Raw genomic sequence first — 20469 nt, forward strand, 5'->3', positions numbered from 1 at the left:
GTTCAAACCGATACGGCTTATTGCGGTTTGTCGTTCTGTGCCTTGAGCAGATCGCGGATCTCACCCAGCAACACTTCTTCCTTGCTCGGCGTCGGCGGCAGGCTGGGGGCCACGGCTTCTTCGCGTTTCAGGCGGTTGATGGCCTTCACACCCATGAAGATCGCAAACGCGACGATCAGGAAGTCGATCACGCTCTGGATGAACTTGCCGTAGGCCAGCACGACCGCCGGGACATCGCCCTGCGCAGCCTTGAGCGTCACCGCCAGATCAGCGAAGTCCACACCGCCGATCAACAGACCGATCGGTGGCATCACCACGTCGCCTACAAACGAGGAAACAATTTTGCCGAAGGCGGCGCCGATGATAATCCCGACGGCCATGTCGACCACATTACCTTTGACCGCGAAGGCCTTGAACTCACTGATCACGCCCATAGGTTATTCCTTGTTACAGATGAGAAGGGTGGAAGTCAGTGTAAGTCAGTCGTAGCGGGCTTGCCTGACACAACTGTTAACACTGTCGGTTTTTATCGACACATTAAATCGCAAATAGTTTGCAAAGTGCCATCAATCGCGCGCGAAATACCCGCGACTTCAGTGAGTTACCAGATTATTTTCTCAATCGACCCGGTGGGGTTTTTCTATTTATCTTCTGACTCGCGGGTCACTAGCCTCTGGCAAGCACAACTGAATGTGCATTAAAAAAAACCAGAGGAAACCTCGATGAACAACCCAATGAGCCGCGCGCCCGTTCTGGCGCGACATGCGCTGGTGCTGGCAACCGTCAGTCTGCTTTCGCTGTCTGTGCAGGCCGCCAACCTGACCCGCGACAATGGTGCCGCCGTCGGCGACAACCAGAACTCGCAAACCGCGGGCGCCAACGGCCCGGTGCTGCTGCAAGACGTGCAACTGATTCAGAAGCTGCAACGCTTCGACCGCGAACGCATCCCCGAGCGCGTGGTACATGCCCGTGGCACCGGCGCTCACGGCACGTTTACCGTCACCGATAACCTCAGCGACCTGACCAAGGCCAAAGTCTTCGCCGCCGGTGAGGCAACCCCGGTATTCGTGCGGTTCTCGGCGGTGGTACACGGCAATCACTCCCCGGAAACCCTGCGCGACCCTCGCGGCTTCGCCACCAAGTTCTACACCGCCGACGGCAACTGGGACTTGGTCGGCAACAACTTCCCGACGTTCTTTATCCGAGACGCCATCAAGTTCCCGGACATGGTCCATGCCTTCAAACCCGACCCGCGCACTAACCTGGATGATGACTCGCGTCGTTTCGACTTCTTCTCCCATGTTCCCGAAGCCACCCGCACCCTGACCGAGCTGTACTCCGACTCCGGCACGCCGGCCAGTTACCGCGAAATGGACGGCAACGGCGTACATGCCTACAAGTTGATCAACGCCAAGGGCGAAGTGCATTACGTCAAGTTCCACTGGAAGAGCCTGCAAGGCATCAAGAATCTTGATCCCAAGCAAGTCACCGACGTACAGGGCCGTGACTACAGCCATATGACGAATGACTTGGTCACCCATATCAACAAGGGCGACTTCCCCAAGTGGGACTTGTACGTACAGGTGCTCAAACCTGAGGAACTGGCCAAGTTCGATTTCGACCCGCTGGACGCCACCAAGATCTGGCCCGGCATACCCGAGCGCAAAGTCGGGCAGATGGTGTTGAACCGCAACCCGGCCAATGTCTTCCAGGAAACCGAGCAAGTGGCCATGGCCCCGGCCAATCTGGTGCCAGGCATCGAGCCGTCGGAAGACCGCCTGCTGCAAGGCCGGGTGTTCTCCTATGCCGACACGCAGATGTACCGCCTGGGCGCCAACGCCCTGCAACTGCCGATCAACGCGCCACGGGTCACCGTCAACAACGGCAACCAGGACGGCGCGATGAATTCCGGCAAGACCAGCACCGGCGTGAACTACCAGCCAAGCCGCCTGCTGCCACGGGAAGAGCCGCAAACCGCGCGCTACAGCCAGTCGCCGCTGGCGGGCAGTACCCAGCAGGCGAAGATCCAGCGTGAGCAGAACTTCAAGCAGGCCGGTGATCTGTATCGCTCCTACAGCAAGAAAGAACGTCAGGACTTGATCGACAACTTCGGCGGCTCCCTGGCCACCACCGACGACGAGAGCAAGCACATCATCCTGTCCTTCCTCTATAAAGCCGACCCGGAATACGGCGCCGGCGTGACCAAGGTCGCCAAAGGTGACCTGGCCCGCGTGAAAGCGCTGGCACAAAAACTCACCGACTAACCCCACCCCCCCTGTAGGAGCGAGCTTGCTCGCGAAGATCTGCCAGGCAACGCGTGCATCCAGGATGCACGCGTCATCGTTGACGTTTTTCGCGAGCAAGCTCGCTCCTACAAGGGTTTTGTAGAGGAGTTGAATCAATGCGTACCTTCATCGGCGCGCTGCTGGCCTGCTGGTCGCTGAGCGGGGTTGCCGGGCAGCCTGCGCCCAATGACGCAGCGGCGCTCAAGGCGCAATTGCAAGGCTACTATTTCGATGCCGCACGTCGCGGCGACCTGCCCATGCTCGATACCTTCATCGACGCCGGCTTCCCCCTCAATACCCAGGACGACAAGGGCTACACCGCACTGATCCTCGCCGCCTACCATGGCGAAAGCGCCTACGTTGAACGTCTGCTCGCCGCCGGCGCCGATGCCTGTGTGCAGGACAAGCGCGGCAACACTGCGTTGATGGGCGCGATTTTCAAGGGCGAGCTGAAGATTGCCCAGCGCCTGCTGGCCACCGACTGCAACCCCGACCAGCGCAACGGCGCCGGGCAGACCGCCGCCATGTACGCCGGGCTGTTCAAGCGTCTCGAACTGCTCGACGAATTGAAGGCCAAAGGCGCCGACCTGAATGCCGAAGACCCGATCGGCAACAGTGCTTCACGATTGGCCAGCGGTGAAATCCGGACCCCGGCGCCGCGCTGAGCTATCATCGCGGTTTTTCGGTTGGAGTTTCTCAAATGGCAAAGGCCAAGCGCATGTACGGCTGCACCGAGTGCGGCGCGACCTTTCCCAAGTGGGCCGGCCAGTGTACCGAGTGCGGGGCGTGGAACACCCTCACCGAAACCATGATCGAAAGCGGCGGCGCCGCGGCCCCCAGCGGCCGTGCCGGCTGGACCGGGCAACAGGCGCAGATCAAGACCCTGGCCGAAGTCAGCGTCGAGGAAGTCCCGCGTTTCTCCACCGCGTCCGGTGAGCTCGATCGGGTGCTGGGCGGCGGCCTGGTGGACGGTTCGGTGGTGCTGATCGGCGGCGACCCCGGTATCGGCAAGTCGACCATCCTGTTGCAAACCCTGTGCAGCATCGCCAGCCGCATGCCGGCGTTGTACGTCACCGGCGAAGAATCCCAGCAACAAGTGGCCATGCGCGCACGCCGCCTGGGCTTGCCCCAGGACCAACTGCGGGTGATGACCGAAACCTGCATCGAAAGCATCATCGCCACCGCGCGGATCGAAAAGCCCAAGGTCATGGTGATCGACTCGATCCAGACGATTTTCACCGAACAACTGCAATCGGCCCCGGGCGGCGTGTCCCAGGTGCGTGAGAGCGCGGCGCTGCTGGTGCGCTATGCCAAGCAGAGCGGCACGGCGATTTTCCTGGTCGGTCACGTGACCAAGGAAGGCGCGCTGGCCGGGCCACGGGTGTTGGAGCACATGGTCGACACCGTGCTGTATTTCGAAGGCGAGTCCGACGGCCGTTTGCGTTTGCTGCGCGCCGTGAAGAACCGCTTCGGTGCGGTGAACGAGCTGGGCGTATTCGCCATGACCGACCGCGGGCTGAAAGAAGTCTCCAACCCCTCGGCGATTTTTCTGACCCGTGCCCAGGAAGAAGTCCCCGGTAGTGTGGTGATGGCAACGTGGGAAGGCACCCGCCCGATGCTGGTGGAAGTCCAGGCGCTGGTGGACGACAGCCATTTGGCCAACCCACGTCGAGTGACCCTGGGCCTGGACCAGAACCGCCTGGCAATGCTGCTTGCGGTACTCCATCGGCACGGCGGCATCCCGACCCATGACCAGGACGTGTTCCTTAACGTGGTGGGCGGGGTCAAGGTGCTGGAGACCGCGTCCGACCTGGCGTTGATGGCGGCGGTGATGTCCAGCCTGCGCAACCGGCCGCTGCCCCACGACCTGCTGGTGTTCGGCGAAGTTGGCCTGTCGGGCGAGGTGCGCCCGGTGCCCAGCGGTCAGGAGCGTTTGAAAGAAGCGGCCAAACACGGCTTCAAGCGTGCGATCGTGCCCAAGGGCAACGCGCCGAAGGAAGCGCCGCCGGGGTTGCAGGTGATTGCAGTGACGCGGCTGGAGCAGGCGTTGGATGCACTTTTCGAGTAGCCCGCAACACCGCAGTACACATGTGGGAGGGAGCAAGCCCCCTCCCACCGGTGGTCAGTGCTCCAGCAGCGCGCCCAACTGCCGCTCCAGTTCTGCCTGATCTCCCAGGTTCAACTCGATCAAGCGGCGCAAATGGCTGATCGATTCCAGACTGATGTGCTCGCATTCAAACCCCAGGTGACCGTTCTGGTCATGGGTCAGCCTGACCCGCATCTGCACATCGGTATTGGCATCCAGGTGGATATCCACATCGAACGACTCAGTACCGATGCCGAGCCAGGGCGTCGGTTTCTGCACCAACAAGCCCTTCAGCGATAAGTCCACCAGTTGCACCGACCATTCCCGACCGTTCTGCCGGAGTTTGGTCTTGGCATCAAAGGCGATCCGGCGAAAACGACGACGATCAGACGCATGCTCGGTCATGGTGAAACCCTCTGTGGATGAAGGGATTGTAGCCCTACGCCATTATTGAGGCTTTATTTCTGCTTTTTTTGCCATGGGAAGGCTCTAGACCAATGTAGGGGGCTGGCCTTTAAGGCCAGTAGCGCTAAACTCGAGCTGGTTGTCCTTTCTGTCCACCCTGGCTGGAATACAAAAAATGAAAAATAATAATAGCCTGCTACGCCACTTACCCTGGCTGGTACTGGCCATAGTAGGTGCGTGCGCTCTGGGCGTAGTGGCCTTGCGCCGCGGCGAGGCGATCAATGCCTTGTGGATCGTCGTCGCAGCAGTGGCGATCTATCTGGTCGCCTATCGCTACTACAGTCTGTTCATCGCCAACAACGTGATGCAACTCGATCCACGACGGGCCACCCCCGCAGTGGTCAATAACGACGGTCTGGACTTCGTACCGACCAACAAACACATCCTTTTCGGTCACCACTTTGCGGCGATTGCCGGTGCAGGCCCCTTGGTCGGCCCGGTGCTGGCGGCGCAAATGGGTTATCTGCCCGGAACCCTGTGGCTGATCGCCGGCGTGGTACTGGCCGGTGCGGTGCAGGACTTCATGGTGCTGTTCCTGTCTACCCGTCGTAACGGCCGTTCCCTGGGGGATATGGTCCGCGAAGAGATGGGTCGCATTCCCGGGACCATCGCGCTGTTCGGCTGCTTCCTGATCATGATCATCATCCTCGCGGTGCTGGCGCTGATCGTGGTCAAGGCCCTGGCCGAAAGCCCGTGGGGCATCTTCACGGTGATGGCGACCATCCCGATCGCGATGTTCATGGGCATCTACATGCGCTACATCCGCCCGGGCCGCATCGGTGAAATTTCGATCGTCGGCGTGCTGTTGTTGCTCGGTTCGATCTGGCTGGGCGGGCAGATTGCCGCCGACCCGGTCTGGGCCAAGGTCTTCAGTTTCACTGGCATCCAGATCACCTGGATGTTGATCGGCTACGGTTTCGTCGCGGCGGTACTGCCGGTGTGGCTGATCCTGGCCCCGCGTGACTACCTGTCCACCTTCCTCAAAATCGGCACTATCGTCGCCTTGGCCATCGGTATCCTGGTGACCATGCCCGACCTGAAAATGCCGGCGCTGACCCAGTTCATCGATGGCACCGGCCCGGTGTGGAAGGGCGGTCTGTTCCCGTTCCTGTTCATCACCATTGCCTGCGGTGCGGTCTCGGGCTTCCACGCGCTGATCGCTTCGGGCACCACGCCGAAGTTGCTGGCCAGTGAAGGCCACGCCCGGTACATCGGGTATGGCGGCATGTTGATGGAGTCGTTCGTGGCCATCATGGCGATGGTTGCCGCTTCGGTGATCGAGCCGGGTGTGTACTTCGCCATGAACAGCCCGGCGGCGATCGTCGGCTCGGACGTGGTTACCGTCGCTCAAACCGTCAGCAGCTGGGGCTTTGCGATTACGCCTGAGGCGCTGTCGGCCGTTGCCCATGACATCGGCGAAACTACCGTGCTGGCTCGTGCCGGCGGTGCGCCGACGCTCGCGGTGGGTATCGCGCAGATCCTGCACAGTGTGCTGCCGGGTGAAAACACCATGGCGTTCTGGTACCACTTTGCGATCCTGTTCGAAGCGCTGTTCATCCTGACGGCTGTCGACGCCGGTACCCGTGCCGGGCGCTTCATGCTGCAGGACCTGCTGGGCTCCTTCGTGCCGGCGCTCAAGCGCACCGAGTCCTGGACGGCCAACCTGATCGCGACCGCCGGTTGTGTGGCGATGTGGGGTTACTTGTTGTATCAAGGCGTGATCGACCCGCTGGGCGGCATCAACACCTTGTGGCCGCTGTTCGGTATCTCCAACCAGATGCTGGCAGGTATCGCGCTGATGCTGGCGACCGTCGTGCTGATCAAAATGAAGCGTCAACGCTACATCTGGGTGACCATGCTGCCGGCCGTCTGGCTGCTGATCTGCACCACCACGGCGGGCTTCATCAAGCTGTTCGACGCCAACCCGGCGATCGGCTTCCTGTCGCTGGCGAAGAAGTACAGCGATGCGCTGGCCAACGGCCAGATCCTCGCCCCGGCCAAGAGCATCGACCAGATGCAGCATGTGATCTGGAACGCCTACACCAACGCAACGCTGACGGCGCTGTTCCTGTTCGTGGTCTTCAGTATCCTGTTCTATGCGCTCAAAGTCGGCGTCGCCGCCTGGGGCAACAAAGAGCGCACGGATAAAGAAGCCCCGTTCCAGGCCGTACCGGACGCATGATCGAGGATTGCAGCCATGTTCAATGACATCAGTCGCCTCGGTAAATACCTCGGTCAGGCCGCGCGCCTGATGGTCGGCATGCCCGACTACGACACTTACGTCGAGCATATGCAAACCAAACACCCGGACAAGCCGATGATGGACTACAAGACGTTCTTCCGGGAACGCCAGGAAGCCCGTTACGGCGGCAAGGGTGGGCCCAAGTGCTGCTAAGTTGGTAAAACCGCTTTACCTGTAGGAGCGAGCTTGCTCGCGAACAACGCAAGGACACCACGTGCATCCAGATAGCACGGGTTATCGTTGACGTTCTTCGCGAGCAAGCGCGCTCCTACAGTTGTTTTTACCTCCCCATTTTCAGGAGAACTGTCTTTGTCCTCTCCCATTCCCGTCACCGTCCTCAGCGGTTTCCTCGGCGCCGGCAAGACCACGTTGCTGCGTCACCTGCTCAAAGCCGAGCACGGCTTGAAAATCGCCGTGATCGAAAACGAATTCAGCGACGCCGGTATCGACACCCAGCTATTGGGCAACGAGCCCGTGCAAGTCATGACCCTGTCCAACGGCTGTGTGTGCTGCACCATCCACACCGACCTGACCAAAGCCCTGTACCTGCTGCTGGAGCGCCTGGACAGCGGCGAAATCGCCTTCGACCGCCTGGTGATCGAATGCACCGGCCTGGCCGACCCGGCCCCCGTGGCCCAGACCTTTTTCATCGATGAAGAGCTGCGCGAGCGCTACATCCTCGACGGCATCATCACCCTGGTGGACGCGGCCCACGCCGAGCACCACCTGACCCAAACCATCGCCCAGGCACAGATCGGGTTTGCCGACCGCCTGCTGGTGAGCAAGCGCGACCTGGTGGACGACGCCAGCTTCGATGCCCTCAGCCAGCGCCTGACCCGCATCAACCGCCGCGCGCCGATTCGCGTGGTCGACCACGGCGCCATCGACCTGGCCGAGCTGCTCGACGTGCGCGGCTTCAACCTCAACGCCGGCATGAACCTGCGCCCGGTCAGCACCGCGCCGTCCATCGACCGCATCTCCAGCCTGGTGCTGCGCACCGAACAGCCGCTGGATATCGACCGCCTCAGCGAGTTCATGAACGAGTTGTTGGAAGACCACGGCAAGCAACTGCTGCGCTACAAGGGCGTGCTGAACATCGCCGGGGAAGACCGGCGCATGGTGTTCCAGGGCGTGCTGAAGCTCTACGGCTTCGATTGGGATACCGAATGGGCCGAGGGCGAAACGCGAGAGAGTGTGATCGTGTTTATTGCCGATGAGTTGCCGGAAGACAAGATTCGCGAGGGTTTTGCGAAGGTCTATCAAGCCTAACTTGGAAATGCGATCAAAAATGTGGGAGGGGGCTTGCCCCCGATAGCTGTGTGTCAGCCATACATGTGTCGACTGACCCACCGCCATCGGGGGCAAGCCCCCTCCCACATTGGCCGGTATTCCAAATCCTGATCTGCATAAAAAAGCCCGGCTCAAGAGCCGGGCTTTTTATTCAAGCAACTGCAATCAAGCGCCGTACACCGGCAGCTTTTTGCAGATGGCCTTGACCTTCTCACGGACCGCGTCGATCACGGCGTCGTTGTTCAGGTCAGCCAGGATGTCGCAGATCCAGCCGGCCAGTTCCTTGCACTCTGCTTCCTTGAAGCCACGAGTGGTCACGGCCGGGGTGCCAAAACGCAGGCCCGAGGTGACGAACGGCGAACGTGGGTCGTTCGGCACGGAGTTTTTGTTCACGGTGATGAAGGCTTTGCCCAGGGCGGCGTCAGCATCTTTACCGGAGATGTCCTGCTTGATCAGCGACAGCAGGAACAGGTGGTTTTCAGTCCCGCCGGATACCACGTCAAAACCGCGTGCGATAAACACTTCGGCCATGGCCTTGGCGTTTTTTACCACTTGTTGCTGGTAAGTCTTGAACTCAGGCTGCAGGGCTTCTTTGAAGCAGACCGCTTTGGCGGCGATCACGTGTTCCAGCGGGCCGCCTTGGGAGCCTGGGAATACCGCAGAGTTGAGCTTCTTCTCGATCTCGGCGTTGGCGCGCGCCAGGATCAGGCCGCCACGCGGACCGCGCAGGGTCTTGTGGGTGGTGGTGGTGACCACGTCAGCGAACGGCACCGGGTTCGGGTAGACGCCAGCGGCGACCAGACCGGCCACGTGGGCCATGTCGACGAACAGGTACGCGCCCACTTTGTCGGCGATGGCGCGGAAACGTGGGAAGTCGAGGATCTGCGAGTAGGCAGAGAAACCGGCCACGATCATTTTTGGCTTGTGCTCGACCGCCAGGCGCTCGACTTCGTCGTAGTCGATCAGGCCGTTGGCATCGATACCGTATTGAACGGCGTTGTACAGCTTGCCGGAGGACGAAACGCTGGCGCCGTGGGTCAGGTGACCGCCGTGGGCCAGGCTCATGCCCAGGATGGTGTCGCCGCCTTGCAGCAGGGCCAGGTACACGGCGCTGTTGGCTTGGGAGCCGGCGTGTGGCTGGACGTTGGCGTAGTCGGCGCCGAACAGTTGCTTGGCGCGGTCGATGGCCAGTTGCTCAACCACGTCGACGTATTCGCAGCCGCCGTAGTAGCGCTTGCCTGGGTAGCCTTCGGCGTACTTGTTGGTCAGAACCGAACCTTGAGCCTCCATTACCGCAGGGCTGGTGTAGTTTTCCGAAGCGATCAGCTCAATGTGCTCTTCCTGGCGCACGGCTTCTTGCTCCATGGCGGCGAAGAGATCGGCGTCGTACTTGGCAATGGTCAAATCACGGCTGAACATGGCGGTCCTCAAGGATCGGGGGGCAGAAAAGGAAGGCATTCTAACCTAATGGGTTTTAGATGGCATATGAAAGGACGTCATGTCGCGGACAAGTGGTGTTCATCTGGCGTGGGGGACTGTGCCGCCGCCATCGGGAGCAAGCTCCCTCCCACATTTGAATGTATTCACAAATCGAAGTGTGGGAGGGGCGGTGCGACGATTCGACGTGCTCCCGATGAGGCCGCCGGCTTCACCACAAACTCTCAGTCGAACATGAACAGCGCATCATTGCTGAACTGCGCCGCGAACCGATTCGGCGGCATCGGCCGCCCGAACAGATAACCTTGCACCTCATCGCAGCCATGCTCGCGCAGGAAGTCCAGTTGCTCATGGGTCTCCACGCCCTCGGCGATCACCGCCAGGTTGAGGCTGTGGGCCATGGCGATGATCGCACGGGCGATTTGCGCATCCTGCTCGCCGGACGGCAGGCCGTCGACGAAGGTACGGTCGATCTTGAGCACGTCGATGGGGAATTGCTTGAGGTAGTTGAGCGACGAATAACCGGTGCCGAAGTCGTCCACCGCAATGCTCAGGCCGAGGTTTTTCAGGCTGGCGAGGATCTGCATGGCTTCGTTGACTTCGCGCATCAGGATACTTTCGGTCAGCTCCAGCTCCAGGCACGCCGGCGGCAGGCCGGTGTCCTCAAGGATGCTGGCGATGCGCTCACCCAACTGACCATCGGAGAATTGCCGCGCCGAGATGTTCACCGAGACTTTCGGCACCCGCACCTTGTTCTGGTGCCAGCTCTTGAGCTGGCGGCAGGCTTCGCTGATCACCCAGTCGCCCACATCCACCACCAGGCCCAACTCTTCCAGCACTGGAATGAAGTCCCCTGGCGGCACCAGGCCACGGCGCGGGTGGCGCCAGCGCAGCAAGGCTTCGGCGCCGGTCAGGCGTTTGCCGTCGCCGCTGAATTGCGGCTGGTAATAGAGCACGAATTCGTTCTGGTCGAGGGCGTGGCGCAGGTCGCTTTCCAACTCCAGGCGCTCCAGGGCGCTGGCGTTCATGTCGGCCTGGTAGAACTGGAAGTTGTTCTTGCCACGCTCCTTGGCGTGATACATCGCAGTGTCGGCGTTTTTCATCAACTGGCTCAGCTCGTTGCCGTCCTGCGGGCTGAGGGCGATGCCGATACTTGCGGTGACGAAAAACTCGCGGCCTTCCAGCACGAACGGTCTGACCAGGCTGGCGAGGATTTGCTCGGCCACGTGAATCGCGCGGTTCAGCGCCATTTCGCGGCTGATCCGCGGCTGCAGGAGCAGGGTGAACTCGTCACCGCCCATGCGCGCCACGGTGTCGTCTTCGGCCACGCAACCGAGCAGGCGGGTAGCCATCTCCTTGAGCATGCGGTCGCCAGCGGCGTGGCCCAGGGAGTCGTTGATCGGTTTGAAGCGGTCGAGGTCGAGGAACATCAGTACCACCCACGACTTCTGCCGTTCGGCCGACTGCAGCGCGGTGTGCAGGCGGTCCTGGAACAGCGTGCGGTTGGGCAGGTGGGTCAGGGCGTCGTAATAGGCCAGGCGGTGGATGCGCTGTTCGCTGGCCTTGCGCTCGCTGATATCGCTGAAGAAGCAGACGTAGCTGGCCAGGTCGCCTTCATCGTCGAACACGGCGGTAATGCCGACCCAGGCCGGGTAATGCTCGCCGTTGCGGCGCTTGAGCCACACTTCGCCTTCCCAGGTGCTGTGCTGGTGCAACTGCTTGAGCACGTAGCGCAGGTGGGCTTCCTGCTGCTCGTCGACGGTGAGCATGTTCGGCAACTGGTCGAGCACGTCCGCCACGGCGTAGCCACTGACGCGGCTGAACGCCTCGTTGGCCTGCACGATATAGCCGGCCGGGTCGGTGATCAGGATCGCCGACGTGGAGTGCTCGAATACCGTGGCGGCCATGCGCAGGTCTTTCTCGGCGCGGCGCTGCTGGCTGATATCGCGGCCGACGCCGAGGATGCCCTCGAAGGCGCCGTGCTCGTCCCACACCAGCACCAGGCGCAGCTCGATCGGAACTTTACGCCCGTCGGCGCGCAGGCAGTCGAACAGGTACAGTTGGGTGTGGATGTCATCGCGCAGCTTGGCCAGCGCCTCGGCGTCGCCCAAGGCCCGGCTGACTTGCTCGACCAGGCTGTAGATGCCGGCCAATTGCTGCGGGTTGGCGATGATCGACTGCCAGCCATTCTTGAACACCCAGTCCACGTCATACCCCAGTACGGCGTTGACCGAGGGGCTGATGTAGTTGAGGGCGAGGCGGCTGTCGGTGGAGCAGATCACGTCGCTGATGCTTTCGGCCAGCATGCGGTAGCGCTGTTCGCTGTCACGCAGGGATTCGCTGGCCTCGATCTGATCGGTAATGTCCTTGGCCACACCGATGATGCGCGTGACCTGCGCGGTCTTGTCCCCGGCCAGGGCTTGCTCGCGGATATCGAAGCGGCGCCATTGATTGTTGCGGTGGCGAAAGCGCAACTGGCATTGCAGTTGGCTCGAATAACCGGCCTGGCGCTGCTGCTGGCGCAAGTCGTGGTAATGCTCGGCGTCCTCGGGGTGCAGCAGGATTTCCCAGAAGTACTCGCCCATTTGCTGCAATTCGGCCTTGTTATAGCCGAGGGTGTGGCCCAGGTGGTGGTTGCTGAAAATCATCCGCTGGCTGATCACATCCTGCACATACAGGTGATCGGGCACGGTTCGCACCACGTCCGACCAGAAACTTTCGCGCTCCACCAGCGACAGTTCGATCAGCTTGCGGCTGGTGATGTCGCTGATGCTGAGGATCACCGCCTTGAAGTCGTCGCGCTGTTCCGGCAGGCGCATCACCAGCCACAGGTATTGGTTGTTGCCGAGCACATCGTTGAGCTGGATTTCCAGTTCCAACTGGTTCTGTTGGGTCAGCACCGCCTCGAGCACCTGATAGCCGATGGCCGTGGCGTTGCGTGGGCAGTCATCGATCAGGCGTTCCCAGGCTTGCTCGCACGAGCTGACGTTCAACAGGCGCACCGCCACCTGGTTGACCTCGGTGACGCGCAGTTCCTTGAGCAACTGGCGACGCGCTTCGGGGTTGCCCTGCAGCCACCCGTGCAATTGCTCGCGCGTGCGGATCTTGGCCTTGTCGAAGAACGCGTTGAGCCCCGACAGGTCAAGCACGCACAGGGCCACGCCGGTGCCTTCGAAAATATCCTGATAACGCCGCCGACCTTCGTTCACCTGGCGCTGGCGGCGGCGCATATTCAACAGCACGATCACCGGCACCAACGAGAAGGCCAGGCCCAGCAGGCACTTGCCGATAAACGCCGGCAGCAATTGTTCCAGCACGGCGTTACGGTCGAAGAGGCCGCGCAGTTGCCAGTCGCTTTTGCTCAGTGGCGTGACCAGCACGCTTTTTTTCAACTCGTCCGGGGTCAGGGCTGCGGCCAATTGTGTCGGCATGCCGCTGTCACGGCTGACCACGTGGTGGTTCAGGCGATTCTCGACGGCCCACATCGGCCTCTGGCCCTGGCCATCCTGGCGGGTAAGGTTGGCCAGGTAGTTCGGTGCCAGGCGCAGCGCCCAGTACATTTTCGAATCACCACTGGGCTGATGCAGCAGCAGATAAATGATGGTGCCGTTGTTGTCGTTGCTCAGGTAGTAGGGCTGGGAATGGCTGCGCTTGACCAGTTCCTCGAGGAAGTCGCTGTCCTGGCTGTCTTTGGCCGTGTCGCGGATTATCGCGCCGCTGGGGGCGAGCAGCGCGAAGCTGCGCAGTTCCGGCAGAGAGCGTTGCAAGCTGAGCATCAACGCCTGTTGCTGTTCGTCGTTGCGCGGCGGCTCGACCATCGGCAGCAGATTCAGCGCGATCTGTGCGCTCAGGGCCATGTTCAGGCTGATCTGTTCCGCCAGGTCGGCGCTGTAGTCGATGGTGTATTGCTGCTGGTTTTTCTGGTTCTGCTGCAGTTGGTCGAGCAGTTGCCAGAACAATAACGCGAGCAACATGAGGACAAGCGTCGCCAATGCGCCTTTGAGGGTGCCGTGCAGGGGCGCTCCCGGCGCTATGTGAGCGGCGCGCAGGGGAGTAGGCGGCGTGACGTTGGACAAACTGTGATCCTGCGGTTTGGCTGGACTGGCGCGCGACATGCACTATAAGCCGGACGCCCGGAGGGCGGCTAGCATGCCTTGACTTGTGGCAAAGTGCCAGTCCTGCCTGGCTGGACTGCCCTGGCGCATTCAGGTAGCTTTGCCGGTTACGCGGGGGCGTTCCAGCCCCAGACAATCAGGCTTTTTCCGCTCGCAGGCATTGATCAAGGTCAACGGCCCGCGCGGCGCATGGTCTGGCACGGGCTTCGCCCGCTCAATTCATCAGTCACTGACGCTAGGTTCACCATGGCTCAATACGTCTTCACCATGCATCGGCTGGGCAAAGTTGTTCCGCCGAAGCGGGAAATCCTGAAAAACATTTCGCTGTCTTTTTTCCCCGGCGCCAAGATCGGCGTGCTCGGCCTCAACGGTTCGGGTAAATCCACCCTGTTGAAAATCATGGCCGGCGTCGATACCGAGTTCGAAGGCGAAGCCCGCCCGATGCCCGATCTGAACATCGGCTACCTGCCGCAAGAACCGATCCTGGACCCGGCCAAGACCGTGCGCGAAGTGGTCGAAGAAGCCGTCAGCGTGATCAAGGACGCCCAGGCCCGGCTGGACGAAGTCTACGCCGCCTACGCCGAACCGGATGCCGACTTCGACAAGCTGGCCGCCGAACAGGCCAAGCTCGAAGCCATCCTGCAGGCTGGCGACGGTCACAACCTCGATCGCCAGCTGGAAGTCGCCGCCGATGCGCTGCGCCTGCCGGCGTGGGACGCCAAGGTCGAACACCTGTCCGGTGGTGAGAAGCGCCGTGTGGCCCTGTGCCGCCTGCTGCTGTCGGCTCCCGACATGCTGCTGCTCGACGAACCGACCAACCACTTGGACGCTGATTCCGTCGCCTGGCTGGAACATTTCCTTCACGACTTCCCGGGCACCGTGGTTGCGATCACGCACGACCGGTACTTCCTGGACAACGTCGCCGGCTGGATTCTCGAACTCGACCGTGGCGCCGGCATCCCTTACGAGGGCAACTACTCCGGTTGGCTCGAAGCCAAGTCCGACCGTCTGGCTGCCGAATCCAAGCAGCAATCGGCCCACGAAAAAGCCATGAAGGAAGAACTGGAGTGGGTGCGCAAAGGCGCCAAGGCCCGCCAGTCCAAATCCAAGGCACGTCTGCAACGCTTTGAAGAAATGCAGTCGCAGGAATTCCAGAAGCGCAGCGAAACCAACGAGATCTACATCCCGGCCGGCCCGCGCCTGGGTGACAAGGTCATCGAATTCAAGAACGTGTCCAAAGGCTATGGCGACCGCGTGTTGATCGACAATCTGTCGTTCTCCATGCCAAAAGGCGCGATCGTCGGCGTTATCGGCGGTAACGGTGCGGGTAAATCCACACTGTTCCGCATGCTGATGGGCAAGGAAACCCCGGACTCGGGCACCATCGAAGTCGGTGAAACCGTGCAACTGGCCTGCGTGGACCAAAGCCGCGAAGACCTCGACGGCAGCAAAACTGTGTTTCAGCAGATTTCCGACGGTTCCGACCAGATCCGTATCGGCAACTATGAAATCCCGTCGCGCACCTACGTCGGCCGTTTCAACTTCAAGGGTGGCGACCAGCAGAAGTTCGTCAAGGACCTGTCCGGTGGTGAGCGTGGTCGCTTGCACCTGGCCCTGACCCTGAAAGAGGGTGGCAACGTCCTGCTGCTCGACGAACCGTCCAACGACCTCGACGTTGAAACCCTGCGTTCCCTGGAAGAAGCCCTGCTGGACTTCCCGGGCGCCGCCATTGTGATCTCTCACGATCGGTGGTTCCTCGACCGCGTCGCGACCCACATCCTCGCGTATGAAGATGACTCGCAGGCGGTGTTCTTCGAAGGTAACTACACCGAGTACGAAGCGGATCGCAAGAAACGCCTGGGCGAAGCCGCTGCCCAGCCGCACCGTGTACGTCACAAGAAACTGGCCTGATTCGGGTCGGTTTGGAAAAGCGGAGCCTTCGGGCTCCGTTTTTTTTGCCCATGACTTCCTGACGAACATCGATCAAATGTGGGAGGAGGCTTGCCTCCGATAGCGGTTTTTCAGTTGGTGCATGGCGCCGTTTTGAAATCCCCTTTTAGGTGCGATAAATGCCTGTTTTTCAGGTTTATTTATATCCAATGCACCATTTAAATTCACAAAGGCGACATTTTGCCCTGTCGCGGTGCGACATGAATTGATAAAGTCCGGCTCAATCGCCCTTAACGACAATAAATTTGCCGAGACTTTTCATGATCGAATCCGTTGAATCCTTCCTTGCCCGCCTGAAGAAACGCGACCCCGACCAGCCGGAATTCCACCAGGCCGTAGAAGAAGTCCTACGCAGCCTGTGGCCGTTTCTTGAAGCCAATCCTCACTACCTGACCTCGGGCATCCTGGAGCGCATCTGCGAGCCGGAACGTGCGATTACTTTCCGGGTGTCGTGGGTCGATGATCACGGCAAGGTTCAGGTCAACCGCGGTTTCCGTATCCAGATGAACAGTGCCATCGGCCCGTACAAGGGCGGCCTGCGCTTTCACCCGTCGGTCAACCTGGGCGTATTGAAATTCCTCGCCTTCGAACAGACCTTCAAAAACTCCCTGACCTCGTTGCCCATGGGCGGCGGCAAAGGCGGCTCGGACTTCGACCCCAAGGGCAAGAGCGACGCCGAAGTGATGCGCTTCTGCCAGGCGTTCATGAGCGAGTTGTACCGCCATATCGGCGCGGACGTGGACGTCCCGGCCGGCGATATCGGCGTGGGCGCCCGCGAGATCGGTTTCCTGTTCGGCCAGTACAAGCGCCTGAGCAACCAGTTCACCTCCGTGCTGACCGGCAAAGGCATGACCTACGGCGGCAGCTTGATCCGCCCCGAAGCCACCGGTTTTGGTTGCGTGTACTTCGCTGAAGAAATGCTCAAGCGCGATGGCCTGCGGGTCGAGGGCAAGCGCGTGGCGGTCTCCGGCTCCGGCAACGTGGCGCAATACGCGGCGCGCAAGGTCATGGACCTGGGCGGCAAGGTGATTTCGTTGTCCGACTCCGAAGGCACCCTGTACGCCGAAAACGGGTTGACGGAGGAGCAATGGTCGGCGCTGCTGGAGCTGAAAAACGTCCAGCGCGGTCGCATCAGCGAACTGGCGGCCCGTTACGGCCTGGAGTTCCGCGCCGGTAAAACCCCGTGGGAACTGGCGTGCGACATCGCGCTGCCATGCGCCACCCAGAACGAACTCAACGCCGACGCTGCCCGCGCCCTGTTGCGCAACGGCTGCCTCTGCGTGGCCGAAGGCGCCAACATGCCGACCACCCTGGAGGCTGTGGATATCTTTATCGACGCAGGCATTCTGTTCGCCCCGGGTAAGGCGTCCAACGCTGGCGGCGTGGCGGTGAGTGGCCTGGAAATGTCGCAGAACGCCATGCGCCTGCTGTGGACCGCCGGTGAGGTGGACAGCAAACTGCACAACATCATGCAGTCGATCCACCACGCGTGCGTGCATTACGGTGAGGAAAACGGCCGGATCAACTACGTGAAAGGCGCGAATATCGCCGGCTTCGTCAAAGTCGCCGACGCGATGCTGGCCCAAGGCATCGTCTAGGTCTCGGCCTCGATGCGCAGCACTTCGATCAACTGATCGCCGACGGGGCGCTGCCACAGCACCTCGTCGCCCACCCGCGCCCCGAGCAGCGCCCGACCCAGGGGCGAACCCCAGTTGATCAGGCCCGCACCGGCATCGGCCTGGTCTTCACCGACCAACTGAATGCGCTGTTGCTCGTCCTGCTCATTGGCAAAGGTCACCCAACTGCCGATCTGCACCTTGTCGGTGGACACAGCCGGCGCCACCACCTGGGCACTCTGTAGCCGCTGGTTGAAGTAACGCAAATCCCGCTCAAGGTCGGCCTGGCGCTGTTTGTCGGCCTGTTCGCCCTTGGCGGATTCGACGCTGTATTCCTGCTGCAACTGCGCGACCTTGGCCTGTAACTGCGCCAACCCGCGCGCGGTGAGGCGATTGGGTTGCTCGCTGACCTGACGCTCGACCGGTGGGTCGGCCTGGGCGGCGGCGCTGTCTTCATTCACAAAAGCTCGGCTCATGACAGGCTCCCTCTATAAGCGTTTGGGCCATGTTCGCCGCACTTAAGTTTCGACGAATGTCTGAAAGCGACCTATTGCGAGCGATAAGCCTTGGCTGCGTCGCGATCCTTCTCCTGCTGCCAGGCGCGCTCGCGCTCGTCCCAGTGATGATCTTTGTAATCGCGTAACTCCTCGTTTTCGCGCATGGCCTTGCACTGGCGAAAGCCATCTTCCCAGCCTTCGGCGTATACGCGGTCTTTCAGATAACGCGGCACATTCTTGCGAAACTCCCCGGTGATCACCCCCGCGGCCTGGCGACCACTGCTGCAACCGTCATCGAAACCATCGGCAAACGCCGGTGGATAGCCCTTGGCCAGCAACTCCTGATGGGTCGATTGGCAACCCGACAACCCCAGCACCGCACACAGCATTACTGCATACCGCCACATTACTTGCTCCCTGGCCGTTTCACGGCTGATAGGGGAAGTTTAGAAGGGGATTCGTCGGGGGGATGTGAAAGGGGGGTGAGAAAGGTGTTGGGTTAAAGGGCCATCAATGACGATTCTCTTTAAATTGCAGGACGATTCCTAGAGAATCTCTGCCCTATTGCGCCTTAGGGTTTGGATCACTAGCCTCCTGACTTCGCTGTGAAAACAGTGACCGGGTTTAGCGACCCGAACCACCGAGACGCATCCTCTGTACACATTAGGCAGGCGGTTTTTACGTTCGTCGATATCGTGTTATGGCGGCTGTGCGTGGGAGATCTTCGGATCTGCCGGGTGTCTAGGTGACCGGTTCGCTAACCTGCGTACAGCTGCCACCCCTTCATGTTTAGCGACGTGTTGTGGTGGTCCTTTATTTCACTTAGAGGTGCATCATGACTAAAGTCGTGCCCGATCCACCACAGTCCTCAATCACCACCCTAGGCGTCGTTACGTTCGGCGACTACGGCGAAAACGAAAAACCGTTGTTTCGCGTCAATGCCGGCATGCCCATTGATGAAGCGCTAGAGCACGCCTCCACCCTGCTTTACTACTCTAAGAAACTTGCAATGGAAGCCGCCATGGATGTCCGTGGCGAACAATATGCCTGGGCTGCGCATTTTTTATGTGAGATGGGCAAGGCTGTAGTGGACGATCTGACTCAGGCGCTAACGCCCGCAGCCTAAAGGTAGACACTGTTCCTATGGCGAGCGGGTAACCCCACTTGCCACAGGTTTATCGATAGCCTTGTAAGAGGCTTCCCGCTATCACCCTGCAACCATCAAGCGTAATAACCCACGGTCTTTTTCAGCTGATCTGCGTACTCGTATATCTCATCAATGGAGGAGATCGCATGACGGGTCTCGTTTTTTTCTTCGTCAAAAATCCCGAGGTACTTCTGGCTTCGGTTGAAGTGAAGACGACAAATTGGTTTGCGGTTGTTGTCATCCAACAATATCCCAAAATAGCTTTGGGTATCTCGCTGAACAATCCGTTTGGCATCGACTACTGATCGGACAAGGGCCCGAACGATGTGATAACCCTCCAGTTCTTCCAGCGTAGTCAGGATCTTGTCTCCTGACTCGTCTCTATCCTGCGTATCTGCGTTTGCGCTGTTTGTGACGGGCATCGATGTCATTATCGGTTGGATCGTGCCGCTCATCGCTGACTTCAGGCGATCGTTGATCTGGTCATTTAGAAACTGGGCTAAGGCTTTTCGAGTCAGCTCATAAAATTGCTCACGCACTTTCTGCGTGATTACTCCCTCATAAACGCGGGATGCGAAGAATTTTACGAAGTCATCTTCTGGCTTGCTGACTTGAGCGCCGATGAGTTTCTTGATTTGGCTAACGTATTTCAGCTCTCCCGCGGCGTTGATGATTGAGTCGACGTCGAAGGCCGACTTAGTCAGCTTTATCAGCTCCGGCACGGAGTATTCATCAATGTCTAGCAGATCCAATTCTAAAAATGGTTTCTCGTCCATTTTGTTCGGGGCGTCTAGGTCAGTAAAAAATCTATAGACCTGACCATTGGTGAGAATTGATATTCTTGCGCTTGTGACATGAAAGTAACGGAAAAGCTGAGAGGCGTGATTGATGCTCAATGACTCACCGATTTTTTTGCATTCGATAAGTATCTGAACCTCACCGTCTTTCATGATGGCGTAGTCGATTTTTTCACCTTTCTTTGTCCCGACATCGCAGACAAATTCTGGCATCACTTCCTGTGGATCAAACACGTCGTAGCCCAGCACCGTGTTGATAAAAGGCATTACAAAAGCATTTTTTGTAGCTTCTTCTGTTTGGATGGCGGGGCCTTGCAGTCGAACTTTGGCTGCCAGGCTGGTGAGCTTTTCAAAAAATTCCATATAAACCTCTTACCTATTCGGTTCCGTGTATAGATGTGGTGGCAAATTGACAGCCATCTGATACTAGACACAAAAAACCATAAAGAAAATGCGGTAAGAGGTTGTTTGTCTTTAATTGAAAAAAAGCTAAAAAAGTTCGTAAATTTCTTATCTATTTATCAATAGGTTGCAGGTGTGCG

General features: G+C 59.8%; 16 protein-coding genes. 9 read left to right on the forward strand and 7 right to left on the reverse strand.

The window, feature by feature from the left end:
* Positions 1-17: 17 nt before the first annotated feature.
* Positions 18-434, reverse strand: a complete 417-nt coding sequence (gene mscL / locus ACVWZP_RS24735; RefSeq protein WP_017848275.1) for a large-conductance mechanosensitive channel protein MscL — start codon at positions 432-434, stop codon at positions 18-20.
* A gap of 288 nt (positions 435-722) precedes the next feature.
* On the opposite strand from mscL, the gene katB reads away from it, so the two are divergent.
* From katB to radA, 3 genes are all read left to right on the forward strand, one after another.
* Positions 723-2264: a catalase KatB gene (gene katB, locus ACVWZP_RS24740; protein ID WP_126586223.1), complete on the forward strand. Its 1542-nt coding sequence runs from the start codon at positions 723-725 to the stop codon at positions 2262-2264.
* Between the two features lie 137 nt (positions 2265-2401).
* A complete protein-coding gene (locus ACVWZP_RS24745) occupies positions 2402-2950 on the forward strand; it encodes an ankyrin repeat domain-containing protein (protein WP_046381982.1) in 549 nt (182 codons plus the stop codon).
* A gap of 35 nt (positions 2951-2985) precedes the next feature.
* The gene (gene radA, locus ACVWZP_RS24750) at positions 2986-4353 is read left to right on the forward strand and encodes a DNA repair protein RadA (RefSeq protein WP_017848272.1); all 1368 of its coding nucleotides are present in this window, start codon (positions 2986-2988) and stop codon (positions 4351-4353) included.
* A 54-nt stretch (positions 4354-4407) separates the two neighbouring features.
* Here the strand turns inward: radA and ACVWZP_RS24755 are convergent, their stop codons facing one another.
* On the reverse strand, positions 4408-4776 hold the full coding sequence (locus tag ACVWZP_RS24755) for a PilZ domain-containing protein (protein WP_457370214.1): 369 nt from the start codon (positions 4774-4776) through the stop codon (positions 4408-4410).
* A gap of 175 nt (positions 4777-4951) precedes the next feature.
* Between ACVWZP_RS24755 and ACVWZP_RS24760 the strand changes: the two genes are divergently transcribed.
* From ACVWZP_RS24760 to yjiA, 3 genes are all read left to right on the forward strand, one after another.
* Entirely contained in the window at positions 4952-7018 is a 2067-nt protein-coding gene (locus ACVWZP_RS24760; protein ID WP_057005111.1) for a carbon starvation CstA family protein, read from the forward strand.
* A 15-nt stretch (positions 7019-7033) separates the two neighbouring features.
* Positions 7034-7231, forward strand: a complete 198-nt coding sequence (locus ACVWZP_RS24765) for a YbdD/YjiX family protein (RefSeq protein ID WP_017737420.1) — start codon at positions 7034-7036, stop codon at positions 7229-7231.
* 156 nt (positions 7232-7387) lie between these two features.
* Entirely contained in the window at positions 7388-8347 is a 960-nt protein-coding gene (gene yjiA / locus ACVWZP_RS24770) for a GTPase (protein ID WP_201021572.1), read from the forward strand.
* Between the two features lie 186 nt (positions 8348-8533).
* On the opposite strand, the gene glyA is transcribed toward yjiA, so the two are convergent.
* Both glyA and ACVWZP_RS24780 read right to left on the reverse strand, forming a co-directional pair.
* Positions 8534-9787: a serine hydroxymethyltransferase gene (gene glyA, locus ACVWZP_RS24775; protein WP_017848268.1), complete on the reverse strand. Its 1254-nt coding sequence runs from the start codon at positions 9785-9787 to the stop codon at positions 8534-8536.
* A 242-nt stretch (positions 9788-10029) separates the two neighbouring features.
* On the reverse strand, positions 10030-13881 hold the full coding sequence (locus tag ACVWZP_RS24780; RefSeq protein ID WP_057005133.1) for a sensor domain-containing protein: 3852 nt from the start codon (positions 13879-13881) through the stop codon (positions 10030-10032).
* Between the two features lie 285 nt (positions 13882-14166).
* Between ACVWZP_RS24780 and ettA the strand changes: the two genes are divergently transcribed.
* On the forward strand, positions 14167-15831 hold the full coding sequence (gene ettA, locus ACVWZP_RS24785) for an energy-dependent translational throttle protein EttA (protein WP_017848266.1): 1665 nt from the start codon (positions 14167-14169) through the stop codon (positions 15829-15831).
* 299 nt (positions 15832-16130) lie between these two features.
* A complete protein-coding gene (gdhA, locus tag ACVWZP_RS24790) occupies positions 16131-17468 on the forward strand; it encodes an NADP-specific glutamate dehydrogenase (RefSeq protein WP_057005109.1) in 1338 nt (445 codons plus the stop codon).
* Here gdhA and ACVWZP_RS24795 read toward each other — a convergent pair.
* Entirely contained in the window at positions 17465-17962 is a 498-nt protein-coding gene (locus ACVWZP_RS24795) for a GreA/GreB family elongation factor (protein WP_017848264.1), read from the reverse strand. The two genes, gdhA and ACVWZP_RS24795, sit on opposite strands and share 4 nt — an antisense overlap.
* Positions 17963-18033: 71 nt before the next feature.
* Positions 18034-18390 (reverse strand): hypothetical protein, encoded by a 357-nt coding sequence (locus tag ACVWZP_RS24800; protein WP_046381987.1) that lies wholly within the window; start codon positions 18388-18390, stop codon positions 18034-18036.
* A gap of 428 nt (positions 18391-18818) precedes the next feature.
* On the opposite strand from ACVWZP_RS24800, the gene ACVWZP_RS24805 reads away from it, so the two are divergent.
* Entirely contained in the window at positions 18819-19109 is a 291-nt protein-coding gene (locus ACVWZP_RS24805; protein ID WP_017848262.1) for a DUF3077 domain-containing protein, read from the forward strand.
* Between the two features lie 95 nt (positions 19110-19204).
* Here ACVWZP_RS24805 and ACVWZP_RS24810 read toward each other — a convergent pair whose 3' ends face one another.
* Positions 19205-20290, reverse strand: a complete 1086-nt coding sequence (locus tag ACVWZP_RS24810; RefSeq protein ID WP_177031975.1) for a type I restriction endonuclease — start codon at positions 20288-20290, stop codon at positions 19205-19207.
* Between the last annotated feature and the right edge of the window lie 179 nt (positions 20291-20469).

This window comes from Pseudomonas sp. TE36184 (assembly GCF_054060055.1).